Raw genomic sequence first — 20,195 nt, forward strand, 5'->3', positions numbered from 1 at the left:
GGCCCGAGATGAGTTCAGAGAATCAACTTCAGTCAAATGCCCTGACCGCCGATAGCGGTGTCGATCTTCCCGGCGGCGAAGTCAGCAGCTTGCCGTTGCTGCGGGTCACGGATCTGAAAATCGGTTTCCGCCAAGCGCGCCGCGAGCGCAAATCGGGGGCGAGCGGCTGGGAAGGCGTGCATCAGGCGGTGTGCGGAATGTCCTTCGAGGTAGCGCGCAATAGCGTGGTCGCGCTGGTCGGCGAATCGGGTAGCGGCAAGTCGGTCAGCGCCTTGTCGCTGATGGGCTTGCTGACGACGCACAACACCGTGATCGCCGCTGACAGCAGGGCCTGGTTCGAAGGACGCGATCTTTTCCAGATGTCCGAGGCGGAAAAACGCGCTCTGCGCGGATCGCAGATCGCCATGATTTTTCAGGATCCCATGAGTTCGCTCAATCCGGTATTGAGCATCGGCTTTCAAATCGCAGAGGTATTGCGCCAGCACAAGCAACTGAGCGCAGCGGCGGCGCGTCAGCGCGTGCTGGCCTTGCTGGAAGAAGTCGGCATTCCGTCGCCGCACAGCCGTATCGATTCCTTCCCGGGTGAACTCTCAGGCGGCCAGCAGCAGCGTGTCATGATTGCCATGGCGATTGCTTGCGAGCCCAAGCTGCTGATTGCGGATGAACCTACCACGGCGCTGGACGTCACCATTCAGAAACAGATTGTCGATCTGCTGAATCGCCTGCGCAGAAATTATCAGATGTCGATGCTGTTCATCACCCACGATCTGGCCCTGGTCGCCGAAATTGCCGATCAGGTGGTGGTGATGCGGCACGGCGAGGTGCTGGAGCGCGGCGCCGTCAGCCAGATTTTCAATCAGCCGCGCCATCCTTATACCCAGGCTCTGCTGCATTGTCGGCCGCGACTCGATGAACGCCCGCATCGGCTGCCGGTGATCGATGACTATCTGCGCGCATCTTCTGACGAACAGGCCGGCGCTGCCTGTGCGTCATCGGTATTGTCTTCGACTGCAGCGGAGCCGGCCGGCGAAGACGAAGCAAAGCAGGCTCGTCGCGGAGCAAGAATTCTGCGTTTGCCCGCCACCATGGAGTCCGCGCTGGCGCAATTGAACTGTGCGCAAGCGACTACCCGCATCGTGCTGGAAGCACGTGGGCTGAGCAAGAGTTTCTCCACTCGGGCCGGCTTGTTCACGCGCGAGGAATTTCGTGCGGTCGATGACGTGTCGTTCACATTGGAGCGCGGCAAGACGCTGGGCGTGGTCGGCGAATCGGGTTCCGGCAAGAGTACGCTGGGGCTGAGCTTGCTGCGTCTGCATCAGGCCAGCAAGGGGCAGGTGCTGTTCGAGGGCCGCGATATTCTGGCCATGTCGGAGCGCGAGTTTTCACCCTACAAGCGACGTCTGCAAATCATCTTCCAGAATCCTTATGCCTCGCTCAATCCGCGTTTCACGATTGCGCAGATTCTGATGGAGCCGATGCGCATCCACTCCATCGGCGAGAGCGATGAAGCGCGCGCCGAACTGGCGCGTCAGCTGCTGTTGCGGGTCGGTTTGCCGGTCACGGCGCTGCATCGGCATCCGCATGTGTTCTCGGGCGGTCAGCGTCAGCGTATTGCGATTGCCCGTTGTCTGACCATGCAGCCGGAAGTGCTGATCTGCGACGAATCGGTCTCCGCACTGGATGTCTCGGTGCAGGCGCAGGTGCTCAATCTGTTGCGCGATCTGCAAGAGGAGTTCGGTCTCAGCTATATCTTCATTTCCCACGATCTGGCGGTAATCAAGTACATCGCCGATCAGGTCATGGTGATGCGCCAGGGGCGGGTGGTGGAGATGAACGATTCGCGTGCCTTGTACGCGGCGCCTGCGCATGCCTATACCAAGTCCTTGCTGGCGGCCATTCCGCGAGGTTTGAGGGCTTGAGATTTTCGGGCTGGTGATGATGTCGTACGCCTTGGTTCGGCTCTTGCCTAAATGCAAAAAATTTCCTCGAGGAAATCATTTGTTTTTTTATATTTGTCTCCCTGGGTAATGAAGACCGTCAACCTGCGGCGCATGCAATTGCCCAGAGCGCTATTTCTCCGCCATATTTTTCATTGTTCCTTATCCGCTCCGGCTTTCGTCTTGTCCGCGGGCAAGCGCCGGCCTGTCCCCGGCTGTGAAAAGCGGGCTGAAGGCACTGAAATCCGGTAGAATGCGGGGTCGAACAAGCTCTGCTAAGGCGCTCGGCTGGGGTTACCCGCTACAGAGCGCCTTTTTTCATCGTTTTCTGCCTTTTAATGAACAATATTCGTAACTTCTCGATCATCGCCCACATTGATCACGGCAAATCCACCTTGGCAGACCGCATCATTCAACTATGCGGTGGCCTGTCGAACCGGGAAATGGAAGCGCAGGTGCTGGACTCGATGGATATCGAGCGCGAGCGCGGCATTACCATCAAGGCGCAGACCGCAGCCTTGCAATACAAGGCGCTTGATGGCCAGATCTACAACCTTAATCTGATCGATACTCCGGGTCACGTCGACTTCAGCTATGAAGTCAGCCGCTCGCTGTCCGCCTGCGAAGGCGCGCTGCTGGTGGTGGATGCCTCGCAAGGCGTGGAAGCGCAGACCGTGGCCAACTGCTACACCGCGCTGGAGCTCGGCGTGGAAGTGGTGCCGGTGCTGAACAAGATCGACTTGCCTTCCGCCGATCCCGACAATGCCAAGGCTGAAATCGAAGAAGTCATCGGTATCGACGCCAGCGACGCCACGCCATGTTCGGCCAAGACCGGCCTCGGTGTGCAGGATGTGATCGAAGCGCTGATCGCCAAGGTGCCGGCGCCCAAGGGCGATCCGGATGCACCGCTGCAAGCGCTGATCATCGACTCCTGGTTCGATAACTATGTCGGTGTGGTCATGCTGGTGCGTATCGTCAACGGTACGCTGCGTCCCAAGGAAAAGATTTTCCTGATGGCCACCGAATCGACTCACCTGACTGAAAGCATCGGCGTTTTCACGCCGAAATCGCAATCGCGCGAAACCCTGACGGCAGGGCAGGTCGGCTTCATCATTGCCGGCATCAAGGAGCTGAAGGCAGCCAAGGTCGGCGATACCGTGACTTTGGCGTCGAACAAGGCGGCCGAGCCGCTGCCGGGCTTCAAGGAAGTCCAGCCGCAGGTGTTTGCCGGATTGTTCCCGGTGGAAGCGAATCAATACGACGCCTTGCGCGACTCGCTCGAAAAGCTCAAGCTCAACGACGCCGCGTTGCAGTACGAACCGGAAGTGTCGCAAGCGCTGGGCTTTGGCTTCCGCTGCGGCTTTCTCGGCTTGCTGCACATGGAAATCGTGCAGGAACGTCTCGAGCGCGAGTTCGACATGGATCTCATCACGACGGCGCCTACCGTGGTCTACGAGGTCGTGATGCGTGACGGTGCGGGCACCATCCTGATGGTGGACAACCCGTCGAAAATGCCGGAGCCGTCCAAGATCGAAGAGGTGCGCGAGCCTATCGTCACCGTCAATCTGTACATGCCGCAGGAATATGTCGGCTCGGTGATCACGCTGTGTACCCAGAAGCGCGGCGTGCAGACCAATATGAGCTATCACGGCAAGCAGGTTCAGCTGACTTATGAAATGCCGATGGCCGAGATCGTGCTGGATTTCTTTGATCGTCTGAAGTCGACCTCGCGCGGTTACGCTTCGATGGATTATGAGTTCAAGGAATATCGTTCAGCCGACGTGGTCAAGGTCGACATGCTGATCAACAGCGAGAAGGTGGATGCGCTGGCGATCATCGTGCACCGCGCCAACAGCCAGTTCCGCGGTCGTGCGGTGGCGGCCAAGATGCGCGAACTGATCCCGCGCCAGATGTTCGACGTGGCGATTCAGGCGGCCATTGGCGCCACCATTATTTCGCGCGAAAACGTCAAGGCGATGCGCAAGAACGTGCTGGCCAAGTGCTACGGCGGCGACATCAGCCGCAAGCGCAAGCTGCTGGAGAAGCAGAAGGCCGGTAAGAAACGCATGAAGCAGGTGGGTTCGGTGGAGATCCCGCAAGAAGCATTCCTGGCAATTTTACAAGTGGAAGACAAATGAGCGTGCAGTCACTGTTAGGCAATTTTGCATTGATCCTGTTTGTACTGATGGTCGTGACCGGAGTGATCTGGTTTCTGGATGTGTTCTTCTTCTCCAAACAGCGCCGCGCCCGCGCCGATGCTGCGCTGGCCGAGTTCGACAGCCGCGCCGCGCGCTTGTCCGCAGATGGCATCAAGGCCGATGCCGGCAGCGCCGGCGGCCGGGCTGCACTGGAATCGAAACTGCTGAAACAGCCGGCCTGGATCGAATACTCGGGCAGCTTTTTCCCGGTGATTGCGCTGGTGTTTTTCCTGCGCTCCTTCTTGTATGAGCCGTTCAAGATTCCATCGAGTTCGATGGTGCCGACCCTGCTGGTGGGCGATCTGATTCTGGTCAATAAATTTACCTACGGCATTCGCCTGCCGATTGTGAACAAGAAGGTCATCAGCATCAACGATCCGCAACGCGGCGACGTCATGGTGTTCAAGTATCCGAAGGACATGACCGTCGACTACATCAAGCGTGTTGTTGGCGTGCCTGGTGATAAAATTGTCTATAAAAACAAGCGCTTAACCGTGAATGGTGAAGAAATTTCTTATAAAACACTGCCGGATTTTCTGGATGATGAAAATCTGACGTACTATAAGCAATTGGAAGAAAACCTGACCGGCGTGGATCACAAGATCCTGAATGATGAGCGGGCTCCGAGCTTTGTGCCGAATCCGGACAATTTCCCGCACCGCGAGCTGTGCTCGTATAACGCCGAAGGTTTTGCCTGCACGGTGCCGCCCGGTGAATATTTCATGATGGGCGACAACCGCGACAACAGCCTCGACAGTCGTTACTGGGGTTTTGTGCCGGACCAGAATATTGTCGGAAAAGCATTCTTTGTCTGGATGAATCTGGGCAATCTGAAGCGGATCGGCGCCTTCCACTAAGCCAGTGCGCAGCGCAGTTTGACTTTGACTCGATAGTTTCCATCAAGCATCGCCAGCGTCGTATGGAGGCAGCACGAAAAGCATTTCCTTCCAGCGGTTTTTCGCTCCGGCAAGATCCCATGAGCGGATGGCAAAGAGCCTGAGTGACGGATGAAGACATGGAACCTTTAATTTTGCAAAATCGGCTAGGCCACAGTTTCAGGGACGCTGCATTGCTGCAGCAGGCCCTGACTCACCGAAGCCATAGCAGCCTGCACAATGAGCGGCTGGAGTTCCTTGGCGATTCGATTCTGAACTGCGTGGTGGCGTCGCTGTTGTTCGAACGTTACGACAAGATCGACGAAGGTGATCTGTCCCGGCTGCGCGCCAATCTGGTCAAGCAGCAATCCCTGTATGAAATCGCCCAGCGCCTCGAGTTGTCGCAGTTTCTGCGACTCGGCGAAGGCGAGCTGAAATCGGGCGGTTTCCGCCGTCCCTCGATTCTGGCCGATACTCTGGAAGCACTGTTCGGCGCAATTTTCCTGGATGCCGGTTTCGATGCCGCGCGCGATGTGATTCGCTCGCTGTATATCCCGATTCTGGATCACGTCGATCCCAAGACACTGGGCAAGGACGCCAAGACCTTGCTGCAGGAATACCTGCAGGGCAAGAAAATTCCTTTGCCGCAATACAACGTCATTGCCACGCATGGCGCGGCGCACAATCAGGAGTTCGAGATCGAATGCCTGGTGCCCAAGCTGGATATCCAGGTGTTCGGCGCCGGCGGCAGTCGCCGCGCCGGCGAGCAGGCGGCCGCCAAACTGGCGCTGGAAGCGGTGCAACTGGCGCTGGTCAAGGCGCCGGCCGCAGCGCGCAAGACCCGCACCCGTACCACCCAATTGAAGCTGGCCGGCATCGCCACGATTCAGCCTGATACGCATGCCGAGCAGCATGTCGCGGCCGAGCTGGATAAAGCACCTGCCGCCAAGCCGGCAAAAAGCGCTGCGGCTGCAGACAAGGCTGAGAAGGCAGATAATAAGCCGGAGTTGAAAGCCGCCGACAGCAAGCTGGTCAAGGATGATTTGCTGGCGAAGGCCGAGCTTGTGGCTGCCGCTGACAAATCACAGGAAAAGTCCAGGGATCTGAAAGAAGTGAAGCCGCTGATCGCTTCTGTCCCAAAAAGCGAAGCGTCCAAGGCTGACGCCAGAGCCGATGCAAAAGCAGAGGGCAAGGCCGCAGAAAGCAAGACAGACACCAAAACTGAAGCAAAAAGCGACGTGAAGTCCGCTGCCCCGGCGAAGCTGCCGGATCACGGCGAACATTCCGGCGCCACTGAAACTCCATCGGCAGCTCCGGCTGCAACGCAATCCAAGACCGCATGACAGACTCTCTCGTAACAGACGCCGCCGCCAACGATTTTCGCTGCGGCTACATCGCCATTGTTGGCCGTCCCAACGTCGGTAAATCGACGCTGATGAATCAGCTCGTCGGCGCCAAGGTGAGCATCACCTCGCGCAAGGCGCAGACTACGCGTCACCGCATCACCGGCATTCAGACCACCGACAATACGCAGTTTGTCTATGTCGATACGCCCGGCTTCCAGACCCGTCACAGCAATGCGCTGAACAAGACGCTCAACCGTACCGTCACCAATACGCTGACCGCGGCCGACGTGATCCTGTTCGTGGTCGAAGCCGGTACCTTCGGTCCGGCCGACAAGCAGGTCATGGATCTGCTACCGAATAACGTGCCCTGCATCCTGGTGATGAACAAGGCCGATCGCAACAAGGACAAGGCGACACTGATGCCGTTCGCGCAGGAAGTCGCGGCCCAGCATCAGTTCGCGGCAGTGATTCCGGTCTCGGCCAAGCAGCGTTTTCAGCTGGATCGTCTGCAGGATGAAATTCGCGGCATGCTGCCGCATAATCCGGCCATGTTCGAGGAAGACGACATCACCGACCGCAGCGAGAAATTTCTGGCCTCGGAAATCGTGCGTGAAAAAGTCTTCCGTTTCGTCGGCGAAGAACTGCCTTATACCAGCACCGTGCTGGTTGAAAAATTCGAACAGGAAGGCAATCTGCGGCGCGTATTCGCCGCAATTCTGGTCGAGCGCGATACCCACAAGGCCATGGTGATCGGCCAGAAGGGCGCACGACTCAAGGAAATTTCCACACAGGCGCGACTCGATATGGAGCGCCTGTTCGGCGGCCCGGTGTATCTCGAAATCTGGGTCAAGGTCAAATCCGGCTGGGCCGATAACGAGGCCGGCCTGCGCGCATACGGCTACGAGTAAGATCGCCGCCGGCCGCGCACATTCTTCAGACATTGCCATGACTACCGAACTTGCAGAGTCCCAATCGATGGCAGCCCTTGCGACGGAAGAGCGCGCGCTGGCGCCTGCCCCGGTAACAGAAACCGCCAGGCCGACGCGTGCGCGCAGTCCGCGAACCGCTTCGCCGCGCCGTGCGGTTCCTGAAAAAGAACATCGCATCCAGGCGCAGCCTGGCTTCGTGCTGCATAGCTATCCCTACAAGGAAACCAGCCTGATCGTCGACGTCTTCACGCGCGATCACGGCCGCGTGGCGCTGGTCGCCAAAGGCGCCAAACGCCCGCATTCCAAGCTGCGCGGCGCGCTGCAAACCTTTCAGCCGCTGTCGCTGAGCTGGAGCGGCAAATCCGAAATACGCACGCTGACCGATGCCGAATGGGTAGGCGGTCTGCTGCCGCTGGAAAAATCGGCGCTGCTGTGCGGCTTTTATCTCAATGAATTGCTGGTCAAATTGCTGGCGCGCGACGACGCGCATACCGCCTTGTTCGACCATTACGTGGCAACGCTCAACAAGCTGGCCCATGGCGAGCATGCGCCCATCGTGTTGCGGCAGTTCGAACGCGTCTTGCTCAAGCAGACCGGGGTCGCCGGCAACTGGGCATTCTGCACCGTCAGCGGCAAGCAAGTGTTGGCCGATCACATGTATGTGGTCGATCCGGAGCAGGGCACGCGCCCGGAACGCATCTCCGACCGCGCGCCGAAAGTCTCGGGCAAAACCCTGCTCGACATGGAGCGTGAAGACTACAGTGATCCCACCACGCAGTTGCAGAGCAAATTCCTGATGCGCTTTTTGTTGGCCCATCACCTGGGCGGAGCGCAGCTGAATACGCGCCAGATCCTGATCGATCTGATGCAGCTCTGAAGCCGCTTGTGTTGTTGCATGCCGGCGTGTGGAAGTCATAAGCTTCTCTCTCCAGCGGCAAGCAATTCAGGCCTCTGCCTGAAGACGCGATTCCCAGGCGTCGCCCTCGACCTCGACTCACTACTCCATATCAATCCACTGACTCAGCCACTGACATCATGAGCTTTCTGCATCCCGCAGGTCCATCCATCGAACTCGGCATCAACATCGACCACGTCGCCACCTTGCGCAACGCCCGCGGCACGCGCTATCCCGATCCGGTCGAAGCCGCCTTGCAGGCTGAAGAAGCCGGCGCCGACGCCATCACTCTGCATCTGCGCGAAGACCGTCGCCACATCCGCGATGCCGATGTGCAGGCGATTCGCCCCTTGCTGCGTACGCGCATGAATCTGGAAGCGGCGGTGACCAGCGAGATGCTGGATTTCGCTTGTACTATTCAGCCGCAGGACGTCTGCCTGGTGCCGGAAAAGCGCAATGAAGTGACCACCGAAGGCGGGCTCGACGTGGTCGGCCATTTCGCGCAGGTGCAAGCCGCGATCAAGCAATTGCAAGAGGCCGGCATCCGCGTCAGCCTGTTCATTGATCCTGATGCAGAGCAGATTCAGGCTGCGGCCGAAGCCGGCGCGCCGGTGATCGAACTGCACACCGGCCGCTATGCAGAAGTCACCGAAGAGAAGGAACTGCAGATCGAATTGCTGCGCATCCGCAGCAGTGTGGAAGAGGGTATCAAGCGCGGGCTCAAGGTCAATGCCGGGCATGGTCTGCATTACACCAATGTGCAGGCGGTGGCGGCGATTCCCGATATCGCTGAACTCAACATCGGTCACGCCGTGGTCGCGCACGCGGTTTTCGTCGGCTGGCGCAACGCCATCAGCGAAATGAAGGCGATCATGGTCAAGGCCCGTCTGGGTCAGGCGTAAGCATGATTTACGGCATAGGCACCGACATCATCCAGATCTCGCGGGTGCAGGCGGCGCTCGGCCGGCACGGCGACCGTTTTGCGGAAAAGGTGCTGGGGCCGGAGGAGATGCAGAAATACCTGCGCCGCAAGGCCAAGGTCGAAGCGCGCGGCATCCGTTTTCTGGCGACGCGCTTTGCCGCCAAGGAAGCCTTTTCCAAAGCCATCGGCATGGGCATGCGCATGCCCATGACCTGGCGCGCCATGCAAACACTCAATGCCCCCAGCGGCAAACCGGTGCCGGTCTACAGCGGCGCCTTGCAACTGTGGATGGAAGAGCAGGGCCTGAGCGCGCATGTGACGATCACCGACGAAGCGGAGTACGCCGTGGCCTTCGTCATCGTGGAGAAATTATGAATGCAGTAAGCAAGACGCTGGGTCCGGTCATGCTGGACGTGGTGGGCACGCGCCTGGATGCGGAAGACATCCGCCGTATCCGGCATCCATTGACCTGCGGCGTGATTCTGTTCGCACGCAATTACGAGAACCGTGCCCAACTGATCGAACTGACCCGCGCGATTCAGGCGGCGCGCCCCGGCGTGCTGATTGCGGTCGATCACGAAGGCGGCCGCGTGCAGCGCTTCCGTACGGATGGCTTTACCCGCCTGCCCGCCATGCGCCGTCTCGGTGAATTGTGGGAGCGCGATGTGCTGGAGGCCACCAAACTGGCCACCGCCACCGGCTTTGTGCTGGCCGCCGAGCTGCGCGCCTGTGGCGTTGATCTGTCGTTCACGCCGGTGCTGGATCTGGATTTCGGCAGCTCGGGCGTGATCGGCGATCGCTCCTTTCATCGCGATCCACGCGTGGTCACGTTGCTGGCGAAGAGTCTCAATCATGGTCTGGCGCTGGCCGGCATGGCCAATTGCGGCAAGCATTTTCCCGGTCACGGTTTTGCTGCGGCCGATTCGCATGTCGCGATTCCTGTCGATGAGCGCGAGCTGAAGGACATCCTCGGCGACGACGCGCAACCTTACGACTGGCTCGGCATGAGTCTGGCGGCAGTGATGCCGGCGCACGTGATTTATCCCAAGGTCGATCGCCATCCGGCCGGCTTTTCAAAGAAATGGCTGAGCCTGCTGCGCAAGCAGTTCGGTTTTCAGGGCGTGATCTTCAGCGACGATCTGAGCATGGAAGGCGCCAGTGCTGCCGGCAGCGTGCTGGATGCGGCGCAGGCTGCCTTGCGCGCCGGCTGCGATGTGGCGCTGATCTGCAATTCGCCCGACAAGGCCGATGTTCTGCTCAATGGCCTGAGTCCCGACATCAATCCGGAAAGCGCTGCGCGCATCGCCGCGCTGGTGCCGCAAGCGCCGGCGCTGGAATGGGACATGCTGCAGCGGGATGCGCGCTACCTCGCTGCGCGCAAGCTGGTGCAGGCGCTGGCGGCTTGAGTCGCCGCATCCTGTCTGCGTGAACGCCTGAATCAAGTTATCGCCCAAGCCATCCGCCATGTCCGAGCCATCGCCGCCTGATTTATCCGATCTGCCGAACCGCCGCGAAATCGTGCTGGAGACAGTTGCCAAGTTGCCGCACCTGCCCGGCGTGTATCGCTATTTCGACGGCGAAGACAATGTGCTCTACGTCGGCAAGGCGCGCGATCTCAAGAAGCGTGTTTCCAGCTACTTTCAGAAGACCCTGACCAGCCCGCGCATCGCCATGATGGTGGAACGCATCGCGCGCCTGGAAACCACGGTGACCCGCAGCGAGGCCGAGGCGCTGCTGCTGGAAAACAATCTGATCAAGACCTTGCGGCCGCGCTTCAACATCCTGTTCCGCGACGACAAGTCTTATCCCTATCTCAAGATCACCGGCCACGCCTATCCGCGCATGGCCTATTACCGCGGCGCCGTGGACAAGCGCAATCAGTATTTCGGGCCGTTCCCGAATGCCGGCGCGGTCAAGGAGTCGATCCAGATTCTGCAAAAGGTATTTTTGCTGCGCACCTGCGAAGACACGGTCTACAGCAATCGCACCCGGCCTTGCCTGCTGCATCAGATTCATCGCTGCAGCGGCCCCTGCGTGAAGCTGATCAGCACTGAAAATTACGCCATCGACGTCGAGAATGCCTCCAAGTTCTTGCGCGGGCGCCAGACCGAAGTGATGCAGGCGCTGGAGCAAAAGATGCATGCCTTCGCCGGCGATCTCAAGTTCGAGCAGGCAGCGGCGGTGCGCGACCAGATTTCTTCCTTGTCCAGCGTATTGCATCAGCAGAGCATGGAAACCGTCAGCGACGCCGACATCGACATCATCGCGGTGGTGGTGCAGGGCGGTCGCGCCTGCGTCAACTTGGCGATGGTGCGCGGCGGCCGGCATCTGGGCGACCGCGCTTATTTCCCGACGCATGTGGACGATGCCGCCGCCACCGGTGAAGACGCGATCGAGGTGGAAGTGATCAAGGCCTTCATTGCGCAGCACTACCTCGATAAATTCATTCCCTCGGCCTTGATCGTCAACACCGAGTTCGACGATCCGGCCCTGATGGTGGCGCTGATGGAGCAATGCAGTCATCGCATCACGCTGACCTTTCAGCCGCAAGGCCAGCGCCGCCAATGGCTGGAGATGGCGCACAAGGGGGCCGAGCTGTCGCTGGCGCGGCTGTTGTCGGAACAAGGCTCGCAGCAGGCGCGCACGCGTGCGCTGGGCGAAGTGCTGGCGCTGGAAAGCGACGATCTGGACAGCCTGCGCGCCGAATGTTTCGACATCAGCCACACGCAAGGCGAGGCGACGCAGGCATCGTGCGTGGTGTTCCATCATCACGCCATGCAGAACGGCGAATACCGCCGCTACAACATCAATGACATCACGCCCGGCGACGATTACGCTGCCATGCGCCAGGTGCTGATGCGGCGCTATGAAAAAGTGGCCAACGGCGATGGCGTGATGCCCGACATCGTACTGATCGACGGCGGCAAGGGCCAGGTCGAAATGGCGCGTCAGGTGCTGACCGAACTTGGCCTGGATATCAGTCTGATCGTCGGTGTCGCCAAGGGCGAAGGCCGTAAGGTCGGTCTGGAAACGCTGGTGTTTGCCGACGGCCGGCCGGCCCAGGAGTTGGGCAAGGAGTCGGCGGCGCTGATGTTGATTGCCCTGATCCGCGATGAGGCGCACCGTTTTGCGATTACCGGCATGCGCGCCAAGCGCGCCAAGGCGCGGCAATCGTCGCGGCTGGAAGAGATCGAAGGCATCGGCGCCAAGCGGCGTCAGAAATTGCTGGCGCGCTTCGGCGGCCTGCGCGGCGTGGCCGATGCCAGCATCGACGAGCTGGCCTCAGTTGACGGCATCTCGCGCGTGCTGGCCGAAGAGATTTATCGCCAGTTGCATTGACGCTTACGCTCGCCGCATCAACATGGGCATGACATGTTGATGCGGCGAGCCTGCACATGAATCAGGCAAGGGCGCTTGGCGAGCCGCGCAGGAAGCTACTCTGATACTATCTCGTTAAATTTTTTCTCAGGGCCGCTTCAAGCGTGCCGGTACCGGATAAAAACAAACGTATGCCTTTCAACATTCCCATTTTGCTTACCTGGTTGCGGGTAGCGTTGATTCCACTGGTCGTCGGTGTTTTCTATTTGCCCGAGATCGGCCTGAACCGCTACGAACAGGGTATCGCCTCGACGGCAGTATTCATCGTCGCAGCCGCCACCGACTGGTTTGACGGTTTTCTGGCGCGGCGCTGGGATCAGACCTCGGCCTTCGGCGCCTTCCTCGATCCGGTTGCGGACAAGCTGATGGTCACCGGCGCCTTGCTGGTGCTGGTGCATCTGGATCGCGTGCATCCGATTTTCGCCTTCATCATCATCGGCCGCGAGATCGCAATCTCTGCCTTGCGCGAATGGATGGCACAGATCGGTGCATCGAAATCGGTGGCAGTAAGCTCGCTCGGCAAGATCAAGACCACGGCGCAAATGATCGCCATTCCCATGTTGCTGTTCTACGGCGATCTCTTCGGTTTCATCGACACACGCGTGTGGGGCATGGTGTTGCTGGTGATCGCTGCGGTACTCACAGTGTGGTCGATGCTGTATTACCTGCGCAAAGCGATGCCGCTGATAAAAAAAGTTCAGGAAAATAAGTAATGATGGTTGACAATCCCTGTGGGGGCTCTATAATAGCGTTCTGTTGTTGATGCGGGAGTAGCTCAGTTGGTAGAGCGATACCTTGCCAAGGTATAGGTCGAGAGTTCGAGCCTCTTCTCCCGCTCCAGGTTACTAAAAAGGAAGCCTAAACAAGCTTCCTTTTTTTATTGTGATAGGTGCGCATTCATCAACAGCGTGCGGTACGTGCAGGAGTTTTTGCAAGTGCTTAGCGTGGTCGGTATCGATCGAAAATGAAGTATGCAAAGAACACGTTTTTCTTTTAGAATACGTGTCCCCCGAGGCGGGGTAGCAAAGTGGTTATGCAGCGGCCTGCAAAGCCGTGTACGCCGGTTCGATCCCGACCCCCGCCTCCACAAAAATGCTCCATGCGGGAGTAGCTCAGTTGGTAGAGCGATACCTTGCCAAGGTATAGGTCGAGAGTTCGAGCCTCTTCTCCCGCTCCATATTGCAAAAGGAAGCCTTCGGGCTTCCTTTTTCATTTTCTGCTCCGCATTTTTATTTTCGTATTTTCTTTTTCTCTTCCGAAATTTCTTTCTGATTTTTCTCTTCAACACGCTGTTGAAATCTTTCGCTCTGATCTGCACCGATGAGCTGCAAATTAAAATACTTAGGATGTTTTCTTAAGGTTTGTCCAATTCAGATGCTGGGTGTTTTCAGGTTCAACGCACGGGCACCTCTGGCTATCCTCAAGCCGCCATGTTTCGCGGGTCGGCGACAAAATAATTCACGCCCTCCAGCAGGGCTCCTTCCATTTCTTCGGAATGTGCTCTTAGCCTGATTTGCCACGCGCGGCTGTTCCACTGTGCGTACACCCATCTGTATGCAGTCAGGTTTCTGCCAAAGCGCTGACAGTTAAGTGCTGTACGGAAATCTTCTCGGGGAGGGCGTGTCGCCTCAAGAAAATATGGGCTAATTCTGTGGCTTTTTGTGAGTTGTCTCATTGCTATCTATTGGATTCCCATCTAAATTTAGGCGGTTGGTCCTTTAAATAAAATCGCTAATGTAGCGGGGGAAAGCATGGATAAATTCCAGCAAGAGATTGATGAAAGAACCAATCTGACGGCGTCCAACAAATTTGAGTTGCTGCTGTTCCGTCTGGGGCCGGATCCGCAGGGCGAGCGTTCTGAATTGTTTGGCATCAACGTCTTCAAGATTCGTGAAATCGTACCAATGCCAACGGTGACCAAAGCCGCCGGCACCATGTCGCCTATGTTGGGGATGGTCAATCTGCGCGGCCAGATCATTTCCGTGATCGACTTGCCGGCAGTGGTCGGCTGTGTGCCGAAGACCGGTCTCAATATCTTGCTGGTCACCGAATATGCGCGCAGCACACAGGCGTTTGCGGTGGAATCGGTGGATGAAATCGTGCGTCTCGAATGGAGCCAGGTGCTGTCGGCCGAATCCAAGACCGGTGGCAATTTCGTCACCAGCATTGCCCGTCTGGATGCCGACAAGGACACCACCCGCCTGGCGCAGGTGCTCGACGTCGAACAGATCCTGCATGAGATCATGCCGTCCGAGCGTGAGATGAAACTGGAAACGGTTAGCGCCGCCGAAGCGCTCAAGCCCGGCTGTGTGGCGATTGCAGCGGATGACTCCAAGGTCGCGCGCTCGCTGATCGAGCAAGGCCTGCACGCCATGGGGATTCCTTTCGAGATGCATATGACCGGGCTGTCGGCCTGGCACAAGGTGCAGAAGCTGGCGCAGGACGCCAAGCGCGAAGGCAAGCCGATCAGCGACAAGATTGCCTTCGTTCTGAGCGATCTCGAAATGCCGGAAATGGATGGCTTCACTCTGACGCGCAATATCAAGGCAGATGACTTCCTGAAGTCGATTCCGGTCATCATTCACTCTTCGCTGTCGGGCTCCGCCAACGAAGATCACGTCAAGAACGTCGGCGGCGATGCCTATGTCGCCAAGTTCGTGGCGGAAGAACTGGCCGCTACCATACGCAGTGTGTTGCATCGGTCCGCCGCCTGATCAAACAGGATGGCAGTCAAACAGCCCGGCATGTCCGGGCTGTTTTTTTGCTGAGGCCAAGCGGAGATTGCCGACCGCTCCGTCATGCCCAATCACTATGCACGTTTCTTCAGCCCGATCTCTTATACTGTGCGCTGTTCCGCATTGTGAGCGCAACGCCGGCCGGTTGTTGCGCCTTTTTTCTTCTACCGGATTTTCATGCAGATACCTGTCATTCCCGGCACCGGCGATGCCGTGCTGGCGCAACGCCTGGATCAACTGATCGACGACAAGACCAAACCGCGCGGCAGTCTCGGCGTGCTGGAGCAGATCGCCAGGCAAATCGGCCTGATCCAGCGCAGTGAGCGGCCGCGCGTCGACAAGACCCAGATCATCGTCTGCGCCGGCGATCACGGCGTCGTTGCAGAAGGCATATCCGCCTATCCGCAAAGCGTGACCTGGCAGATGGTTGAAAATTTCTTGCAACAGGGCGCGGCGATCAATGTGTTTGCGCGTCAGCACGGCTGCCCGTTGCAGATCGTCGATGCCGGCGTCAATCACGATTTCGGCGTGCGCGCCGGCCTGCTCGATCGCAAGATCGCCGGCGGCACCCGCAATTTTGCGCAACAGCCGGCCATGAGCGAGCAGCAATGCGCACAGGCGCTGGCGCACGGCATGGCGCTTGTGGCAGAACTTGATTGCGATGTCATCGGCTTCGGCGAAATGGGCATCGGCAATACCACCGCGGCAGCAGCCATCATGCACAAGCTGACCGGTATCCCGGTGCATGCCTGCGTTGGCGCCGGTACAGGTCTGCCGCCGCAAGGCGTGGCGCGCAAGCAGCAGGTGATCGAAGCGGCAGTAGCCTTGCATGCCGATGCGAATGCGCCGCTTGAGGTCTTGCGCACCTTCGGCGGATTCGAAATCGCCATGATCGCCGGTGGCATGCTGCAGGCGGCGCAACGCCGCATGGTCTTGCTGATCGACGGCTTCATCGTGAGCTCGGCCTTGCTGGTGGCGGCCCGCTTGCAGCCGGCGATACTCGACTACTGCCTGTTTTCGCATTGCTCCGACGAAGCCGGGCATCGCGGCATGCTCAAGCATCTGCAGGCGCGGCCGCTGATGCAACTCGATCTGCGTCTGGGCGAGGGGACCGGCAGCGTGCTGGCGCTGCCATTGTTGCATTCGGCAGTGGCCTTTCTGGAGCAGATGGCGACTTTTTCCTCGGCGCAGGTCAGTGAGAAAAATGCCTGAGCGCGAGACTCCGCAAGCATCTTCAGGCGGTTTGCAGCAAGCCGCTGTGCACCAGCTACGCCTGTTCTTCGTCGCGCTACAGTTTTTCACGCGCCTGCCAGTGCCACGCTGGGTAGGATTTCAAACCGAATGGCTGCAACATGCCGCGCGTTATTTTCCTTTGGTCGGCTGGCTGGTGGCCTGGATCAGCGCCGCCGTCTACGTCGCGGCAACGCAATTCTGGCCGCAGCCGGTGGCGGTGTTGCTGTCGACCGCAGCCGGCATTTATCTGACCGGCGCCTTTCATGAAGATGGATTCGCCGATGTCTGCGACGGCCTCGGCGGCGGCATGAGCACGGCGCGCGCGCTCGACATCATGCGCGACTCGCGCATCGGCGCTTACGGCGCCATCGGCATCGGCGTGCTGCTGCTGGTCAAACTGGCAGCGCTGAACGCCTTGCTGCCATTTCAGATTCTGGCGGCGCTGGGCATCGCGCATCCGCTGTCGCGCTGTCTGGCCGCCGCCTTGATCTGGCGTCTGGACTATGTACGCGAAGAGGGCAAGGTCAAACCGCTGGCGCAGCAAATGAGCGGCAAGGAATTCTTTATCGCGCTGTTGACGGCCTTGCTACCGATTGCCGGCGTCATTGCGCTGGGCATGATGTCCTGGCAGCGCGTGCTGCTCGGCGTGCTGCTGGCGCTGCTGGCGGCTTACTGGCTGGCGCGCAAATTTGTGCGGCGGCTGGGCGGATACACCGGCGATTGTCTGGGCGCCGTGCAACAACTGAGCGAGGTCGCGTTTTATCTCGGCGCGCTGGCCGCCGTGCCGGCTTTCCTGCAGTTCGCGTAAGCCGGCGCCGTCATGCTGCTGCATCTGATCCGCCATCCGCAACCGCTGGTCGGTGCCGGAATTTGCTACGGCAGCAGCGATCTGCCGGTGGCGCCTGAACATCTGGCGGCGTGCATCCAGACGCTGCAAGTAGAGCTGGCGCAAGCCGACTCCTGTCCGATCTATTCCAGCCCCTTGCAGCGCTGTTCCGCTCTGGCCGAAGGGCTTGCCGCACGTTTGAATACCCGCGTTGATTACGATGCGCGCCTGCAGGAAATGCATTTCGGCGCTTGGGAGTTGCAAGCCTGGGATGACATTGCGCGGTCGGAGATCGATGCCTGGAGCGCCGATCTGTTGTATTTCCGCCCGGGACGCGGTGAGAGTTTGTGGCAGGTCGCGCAGCGCGTGCGTGCATTCCTGACGGCGCTTTTGCAAACCGGGCATGAGCACGTCATTCTGATCACGCATGCCGGCGTGATCCGTATTGTGCTGGCCTATCGCGACTGGCAATCGTCTCATTCCACCTTGTCGCCAGCCCCGGACGATGCGCTTGCACACATCGCATTGCAAGCGGCATCGGCGCCGCATGCGATTGCATATGGCGCGCTTCTGCCTGTCCAGCTGAAGTAAATCCCACATCCAGGCGCGAAAATTTTTGCGTGAGCTCTGTGCTGCAACTGTGGCCGTCAGGGGTGACGGCGCGCGGACCTGCGGATTTTGTCGTCCGGCGTGCAGAACGACTGGGCACTCATCGCGGCGGCGTTGATCACATTATCGTGCTGCATGGAAATATTCTTGGAAAAATATAATATTTGTAAGGAATTCTCCGATAGTCACTTTTGTTGCGGGATGTGATCTTTACCTGACTTTCTGCAGTTAATTTGATTTGATGTCATAAGAATAATAATTTATAAATAGTAAAATGTGGAACATCTGACAACGCTTTCTAAGTGACACCATGCCATCTGAAATCTCCGCCAAAACAGTTCTGATCGTCGATGACAGCAAAGTATCGAGGATGGTGATCAAGGCGCACATCCATGCATTGCATGCCGATTGGGCCATTGTCGAAGCCGCCAGCGGCGAAGAGGCGATCGGGCTGGTGGCGCAAAGCGTGCCCGATTACTGCACGATGGACATCAACATGCCCGGCATGCTCGGTACCGACGCCGCCGAAATCATCCTCAAGCAGCATCCGCAAATACGCATCGCAGTATTTTCGGCCAACATTCAGGAAGCCGCGCAGTCCCGCGCCCAGCAGCTCGGCGCAATCTTTGTGGCCAAGCCGGTTACCGAAAAATCCATCGCCCAGGCGATCCAATATTTCACGGGGGCCTCGTGAGCGTCCTAAGCGAAATCGAAGCCGATGCGCTGACCGAAATTTTCAATGTCGGCGCCGGTCGTGCGGCACTCAGCCTGAGCGAAATCGTCGGCGATGAAGTGCGCCTGTCGGTGCCCTCGGTGGACGTACTCAAGGCGCACGAGGTCAATGCGCGCGTGCTGTCGCTGACGCAGGCCCGCTTTGCCACGGTCGGCCAGGTATTCGATGGCCCGTTCCAGGCCGAAGCCGTGCTGCTGTTCACCGAGGACCATGCGCTGGAAATCGTGCGCGACATGATGGGCTCGCAGATGAGCATCGAGCAACTGGCCGAATTCGAGCAGGAAGCCATGTGCGAGCTGGGCAACATCATTCTCAATGCCTGTCTGTCGGCCATGGCGGACATGCTGAACATCACGCTCAACAGCACCTTGCCGAGCTACACCGTGTCCTCGTCTGACGAGATATCGCAGCGCCTGATCGGCAGCGGCGGCGAAGAAAACTACATTCTTGTACTGCACATCGATCTGATCATCGAAAAGCATCACACCCAGGGGCACCTGATTTTCCTGCTCAGTTCAAGCTCACTGAACAAGCTGGTGTCGCATATCCAGCGCTATCTGAATAACATCCCATGAGCCGCGCCGGCCCTGTGCAATCCACTGCCGAAGAGGTCATCAGACACGTCAATCTCGGATTGATCGTGATTGATCACGACCTCAAGGTCGTTCTTTGGAATGACTGGATGGTGCGCCACAGCGGGGTGTCGCAGGAGCAGGCGCTGCAGCAGAATTTCATCGCGCTGTTCAGTCAGCAACTGGCGCCGGGTTTTTTGCGGGCGCTCAACAATGCCATCAGCTATGGCTTGCCGGCGGTACTGTCGAGTGCTTTGCACCGATCGCCGTTGCCGCTGTATCCGCTGCAGGCAAGCGAGCAGATGCTGAGCCCGGATGGCGAGGTTGCGCGCATGGTGCAGTCGGTCATCATGACGCCGATTGCCTGTGAAACCGGGAATGAGAGTGCCGGCGGCCATTGCTGCCTGATTCAGATCAGCGATGCCAGCAGCTCGGTGCGGCGCGAAAAGATGCTGCTCTCCCATTCGGAAACACTGAAGCGCCAGGTCGTCACCGATGGCTTGACCGGCGTCTACAACCGTCGTTTCTTCGATGAAGGTTTTGCGCTGGCGCTGCAGCAGGCCAGGCGCAATCAGAGCAGCCTGTCGTTGTTCATGATCGACATCGATTTCTTCAAGCAATACAACGATCACTACGGCCACGTCGAAGGCGACCGCGTGCTGAAGCTGGTGGCGGAGACGCTGCAGCAGCAACTGATGCAAGCCAGCGATATCTTCGCGCGCTATGGTGGTGAAGAATTCATCATGCTGGTGCCGGAACTGGCCGCCGCCGAGGCGCGCGAGTTCGCCGAGAAATTGCGCACCAGCGTGCTGGTGCGTGCCGAGCCGCATGAGAAATCCGGCGCCGGACCGCATCTGACCATCAGCGTCGGTGTCTGCACCGGCCTGCCTGAACACGACGCCGACGGTCGCAGTCTGCTGGCGCGCGCCGATGCCGCGCTGTATCGCGCCAAGCAACTGGGGCGCAACCAGGTGGTGGCTGCCGGCTGAGATTGTGCCTCTCGCCGC

At 58.9% G+C, this 20,195-nt stretch carries 18 protein-coding genes and 3 tRNA genes; all 21 read left to right on the plus strand.

Annotation, left to right across the window (positions count from 1 at the left end; all coding sequences use genetic code 11):
• Window positions 1-8 precede the first annotated feature (8 nt).
• The 21 genes from PQR62_RS04770 to PQR62_RS04870 all read left to right on the plus strand — a co-directional run bounded on the left by PQR62_RS04770 (window position 9) and on the right by PQR62_RS04870 (window position 20,177).
• Entirely contained in the window at window positions 9-1,919 is a 1,911-nt protein-coding gene (locus PQR62_RS04770; RefSeq protein WP_408155326.1) for an ABC transporter ATP-binding protein, read from the plus strand.
• Window positions 1,920-2,275: 356 nt separating this feature from the next.
• The gene (lepA, locus tag PQR62_RS04775) at window positions 2,276-4,075 is read left to right on the plus strand and encodes a translation elongation factor 4 (protein WP_408155328.1); all 1,800 of its coding nucleotides are present in this window, start codon (window positions 2,276-2,278) and stop codon (window positions 4,073-4,075) included.
• A complete protein-coding gene (gene lepB / locus PQR62_RS04780) occupies window positions 4,072-4,992 on the plus strand; it encodes a signal peptidase I (protein WP_408155330.1) in 921 nt (306 codons plus the stop codon). Before lepA ends, lepB begins: the two co-directional genes overlap by 4 nt.
• A 158-nt stretch (window positions 4,993-5,150) precedes the next feature.
• A complete protein-coding gene (gene rnc, locus PQR62_RS04785) occupies window positions 5,151-6,353 on the plus strand; it encodes a ribonuclease III (protein WP_408155332.1) in 1,203 nt (400 codons plus the stop codon).
• Window positions 6,350-7,264: a GTPase Era gene (gene era, locus PQR62_RS04790; protein WP_408155334.1), complete on the plus strand. Its 915-nt coding sequence runs from the start codon at window positions 6,350-6,352 to the stop codon at window positions 7,262-7,264. The genes rnc and era overlap by 4 nt, the downstream gene beginning before the upstream one ends.
• A 37-nt stretch (window positions 7,265-7,301) precedes the next feature.
• The gene (gene recO, locus PQR62_RS04795; RefSeq protein WP_408155336.1) at window positions 7,302-8,162 is read left to right on the plus strand and encodes a DNA repair protein RecO; all 861 of its coding nucleotides are present in this window, start codon (window positions 7,302-7,304) and stop codon (window positions 8,160-8,162) included.
• A gap of 158 nt (window positions 8,163-8,320) precedes the next feature.
• Window positions 8,321-9,082: a pyridoxine 5'-phosphate synthase gene (gene pdxJ / locus PQR62_RS04800; protein WP_408155338.1), complete on the plus strand. Its 762-nt coding sequence runs from the start codon at window positions 8,321-8,323 to the stop codon at window positions 9,080-9,082.
• A gap of 2 nt (window positions 9,083-9,084) precedes the next feature.
• On the plus strand, window positions 9,085-9,477 hold the full coding sequence (acpS, locus tag PQR62_RS04805) for a holo-ACP synthase (protein WP_408155341.1): 393 nt from the start codon (window positions 9,085-9,087) through the stop codon (window positions 9,475-9,477).
• Window positions 9,474-10,508, plus strand: a complete 1,035-nt coding sequence (nagZ, locus tag PQR62_RS04810; RefSeq protein ID WP_408155343.1) for a beta-N-acetylhexosaminidase — start codon at window positions 9,474-9,476, stop codon at window positions 10,506-10,508. The genes acpS and nagZ overlap by 4 nt, the downstream gene beginning before the upstream one ends.
• Before the next feature lie 58 nt (window positions 10,509-10,566).
• On the plus strand, window positions 10,567-12,441 hold the full coding sequence (gene uvrC, locus PQR62_RS04815; protein ID WP_408155345.1) for an excinuclease ABC subunit UvrC: 1,875 nt from the start codon (window positions 10,567-10,569) through the stop codon (window positions 12,439-12,441).
• Between the two features lie 170 nt (window positions 12,442-12,611).
• Window positions 12,612-13,193, plus strand: coding sequence for a CDP-diacylglycerol--glycerol-3-phosphate 3-phosphatidyltransferase (pgsA, locus tag PQR62_RS04820; protein WP_408155347.1), 582 nt, complete (start codon window positions 12,612-12,614; stop codon window positions 13,191-13,193).
• Between the two features lie 51 nt (window positions 13,194-13,244).
• Window positions 13,245-13,320 (plus strand) — tRNA-Gly (locus PQR62_RS04825).
• Window positions 13,321-13,493: 173 nt separating this feature from the next.
• A tRNA-Cys gene (locus tag PQR62_RS04830) sits at window positions 13,494-13,567 on the plus strand.
• 14 nt (window positions 13,568-13,581) lie between these two features.
• Window positions 13,582-13,657 (plus strand) — tRNA-Gly (locus PQR62_RS04835).
• Window positions 13,658-14,231: 574 nt separating this feature from the next.
• Window positions 14,232-15,194 carry a chemotaxis protein gene (locus PQR62_RS04840; RefSeq protein ID WP_408155349.1) on the plus strand — a complete coding sequence of 321 codons (963 nt, stop codon included), beginning with the start codon at window positions 14,232-14,234 and terminating at the stop codon, window positions 15,192-15,194.
• Window positions 15,195-15,392: 198 nt separating this feature from the next.
• Window positions 15,393-16,427, plus strand: a complete 1,035-nt coding sequence (gene cobT / locus PQR62_RS04845; RefSeq protein WP_408155351.1) for a nicotinate-nucleotide--dimethylbenzimidazole phosphoribosyltransferase — start codon at window positions 15,393-15,395, stop codon at window positions 16,425-16,427.
• Window positions 16,420-17,256 carry an adenosylcobinamide-GDP ribazoletransferase gene (locus tag PQR62_RS04850; protein ID WP_408155736.1) on the plus strand — a complete coding sequence of 279 codons (837 nt, stop codon included), beginning with the start codon at window positions 16,420-16,422 and terminating at the stop codon, window positions 17,254-17,256. Before cobT ends, PQR62_RS04850 begins: the two co-directional genes overlap by 8 nt.
• A gap of 12 nt (window positions 17,257-17,268) precedes the next feature.
• Window positions 17,269-17,865, plus strand: coding sequence for a histidine phosphatase family protein (locus PQR62_RS04855; RefSeq protein ID WP_408155353.1), 597 nt, complete (start codon window positions 17,269-17,271; stop codon window positions 17,863-17,865).
• Window positions 17,866-18,193: 328 nt separating this feature from the next.
• The gene (locus PQR62_RS04860; protein WP_408155355.1) at window positions 18,194-18,577 is read left to right on the plus strand and encodes a response regulator; all 384 of its coding nucleotides are present in this window, start codon (window positions 18,194-18,196) and stop codon (window positions 18,575-18,577) included.
• Complete coding sequence (locus PQR62_RS04865) at window positions 18,574-19,191, plus strand: chemotaxis protein CheC (protein ID WP_408155357.1); 618 nt, start codon at window positions 18,574-18,576, stop codon at window positions 19,189-19,191. The genes PQR62_RS04860 and PQR62_RS04865 overlap by 4 nt, the downstream gene beginning before the upstream one ends.
• Entirely contained in the window at window positions 19,188-20,177 is a 990-nt protein-coding gene (locus PQR62_RS04870; protein WP_408155359.1) for a sensor domain-containing diguanylate cyclase, read from the plus strand. The genes PQR62_RS04865 and PQR62_RS04870 overlap by 4 nt, the downstream gene beginning before the upstream one ends.
• The last annotated feature ends 18 nt before the right edge of the window (window positions 20,178-20,195 follow it).

Source organism: Herbaspirillum lusitanum (assembly GCF_046025995.1).
In the GTDB taxonomy this organism is placed as follows: Bacteria; Pseudomonadota; Gammaproteobacteria; order Burkholderiales; family Burkholderiaceae_D; genus Herbaspirillum; species Herbaspirillum lusitanum_A.

Excerpts from the sequence above, each read along its gene's own strand:
- PQR62_RS04770 (WP_408155326.1), top strand. The coding sequence starts at position 9 with ATGAGTTCAGAGAATCAACTTCAGTCAAATGCCCTGACCGCCGATAGC.
- lepA (WP_408155328.1), top strand. The coding sequence starts at position 2,276 with ATGAACAATATTCGTAACTTCTCGATCATCGCCCACATTGATCACGGC.
- lepB (WP_408155330.1), top strand. The coding sequence starts at position 4,072 with ATGAGCGTGCAGTCACTGTTAGGCAATTTTGCATTGATCCTGTTTGTA.
- rnc (WP_408155332.1), top strand. The coding sequence starts at position 5,151 with ATGGAACCTTTAATTTTGCAAAATCGGCTAGGCCACAGTTTCAGGGAC.
- era (WP_408155334.1), top strand. The coding sequence starts at position 6,350 with ATGACAGACTCTCTCGTAACAGACGCCGCCGCCAACGATTTTCGCTGC.
- recO (WP_408155336.1), top strand. The coding sequence starts at position 7,302 with ATGACTACCGAACTTGCAGAGTCCCAATCGATGGCAGCCCTTGCGACG.
- pdxJ (WP_408155338.1), top strand. The coding sequence starts at position 8,321 with ATGAGCTTTCTGCATCCCGCAGGTCCATCCATCGAACTCGGCATCAAC.
- acpS (WP_408155341.1), top strand. The coding sequence starts at position 9,085 with ATGATTTACGGCATAGGCACCGACATCATCCAGATCTCGCGGGTGCAG.
- nagZ (WP_408155343.1), top strand. The coding sequence starts at position 9,474 with ATGAATGCAGTAAGCAAGACGCTGGGTCCGGTCATGCTGGACGTGGTG.
- uvrC (WP_408155345.1), top strand. The coding sequence starts at position 10,567 with ATGTCCGAGCCATCGCCGCCTGATTTATCCGATCTGCCGAACCGCCGC.
- pgsA (WP_408155347.1), top strand. The coding sequence starts at position 12,612 with ATGCCTTTCAACATTCCCATTTTGCTTACCTGGTTGCGGGTAGCGTTG.
- PQR62_RS04840 (WP_408155349.1), top strand. The coding sequence starts at position 14,232 with ATGGATAAATTCCAGCAAGAGATTGATGAAAGAACCAATCTGACGGCG.
- cobT (WP_408155351.1), top strand. The coding sequence starts at position 15,393 with ATGCAGATACCTGTCATTCCCGGCACCGGCGATGCCGTGCTGGCGCAA.
- PQR62_RS04850 (WP_408155736.1), top strand. The coding sequence starts at position 16,420 with ATGCCTGAGCGCGAGACTCCGCAAGCATCTTCAGGCGGTTTGCAGCAA.
- PQR62_RS04855 (WP_408155353.1), top strand. The coding sequence starts at position 17,269 with ATGCTGCTGCATCTGATCCGCCATCCGCAACCGCTGGTCGGTGCCGGA.
- PQR62_RS04860 (WP_408155355.1), top strand. The coding sequence starts at position 18,194 with ATGCCATCTGAAATCTCCGCCAAAACAGTTCTGATCGTCGATGACAGC.
- PQR62_RS04870 (WP_408155359.1), top strand. The coding sequence starts at position 19,188 with ATGAGCCGCGCCGGCCCTGTGCAATCCACTGCCGAAGAGGTCATCAGA.